Raw genomic sequence first — 1,173 nt, 5'->3', positions numbered from 1 at the left:
TAGACGGCGATGCCGGTGTCGACCTTGAACTGCGCGTGAGCGGACAGCTCCTTGCCGCGGTCCCAGGTCAGCGACCGCAGCAGTTCGGCGGGCATCGTGGTCATCGTCGTGGTGAGGGCGTCCTTCATCGCGATGGCCCCGTAGCCGCCCAGAGCGGGCCCGTTCTTGACCGGCGCGATGGCGCCGTAGCCCTCGAGTCGGGGAAGGTGCACGAGCAGTGTGTAGCGGCTGCTGCGCTCCACGACGGTGCCGATCGCGGACCGGTTCAACCCGATGATGAGGTCGCCCTCCCAGTGACCGGGCACCGCCCGGTCCTCGGCCTCGGCGGGCCGTTCACTGAACACGACATCGGCGGTGACGTGGCCTTGCGGCTTGTTTCGCGACCGTGCCCGCGGTTTGCGCAGCGCGCGACCGGTGCGCAGGCAGGCCACCAGCTCACGCTTGAGCGCGCCGCGTCCCTGGATGTAGAGCGCCTGGTAGATCGCCTCGTGGCTGATGCGCATGTCGACATCGTCGGGGAAGTCGAGGACCAGCCGCCGGGAGATCTGCTCCGGACTCCACGCCGTGGCCCAGCGCCGATCGGCGCGGTGCGGCTTGTTCAGCCCCTTCCAGGTCGTCGGCGGGCCGGCCACGACGGTCCCATCAGGACGCTGCAACTGCCCGCTCAGCCGGGCCTGGACGTAGTCCTGCAGCCGTGGATTGCTCGCCAGCTTCGCCGGCTCGGGACGCCGCGCCGCGGTCTGCGCCTTCCACTGCGCGACACTCGCCCGATAGTCGGGCTTGCCGCCACGGGTCGCGGCGTTGCGCCGCACCTCGCGCGAGATCGTCCCGGGATCGCGCCTGAGCTCCCGGGCGATCTCACGGACGCCGTGGCCCTGCGCCATCAGCAGCGCGATCTCCTCACGCTCGGAGAACGACAGATAGCGGCCGGTGGGCTCGGCCAGGCTCAGCGGCGGCATGCCACCAGCCTGGCGAAACCAGCGCACCGCGACCGGCGTCGACACGCCGATCTCCAGCGCCGCCTCTTCTGTGCGCTTGCCCTGCGCGATCAGCCGCCAGAAGGCGCGCTCCACATGCCGCGCCGGCATCGGCCGGCCCGGCGAGCGCATCGCCGGTCGCAGAGCCCGATCCGCCTGTTGCTGACGCCGTGCCATCGAACACCTCCGAGATCAG

1 protein-coding gene is annotated in these 1,173 nt (G+C 70.9%); it reads right to left on the bottom strand.

The genetic code is table 11. From position 1 onward, the window contains the following. On the bottom strand, positions 1 to 1,154 hold a 1,154-nt coding region (locus CFP66_RS46855), incomplete at its 3' end, for an IS30 family transposase (RefSeq protein ID WP_094932056.1). Between the last annotated feature and the right edge of the window lie 19 nt (positions 1,155 to 1,173).

Source organism: Pseudonocardia sp. MH-G8, from assembly GCF_002262885.1.
In the GTDB taxonomy this organism is placed as follows: Bacteria; Actinomycetota; Actinomycetes; order Mycobacteriales; family Pseudonocardiaceae; genus Pseudonocardia.
This window is presented reverse-complemented; position numbering and strand designations above follow the sequence as displayed.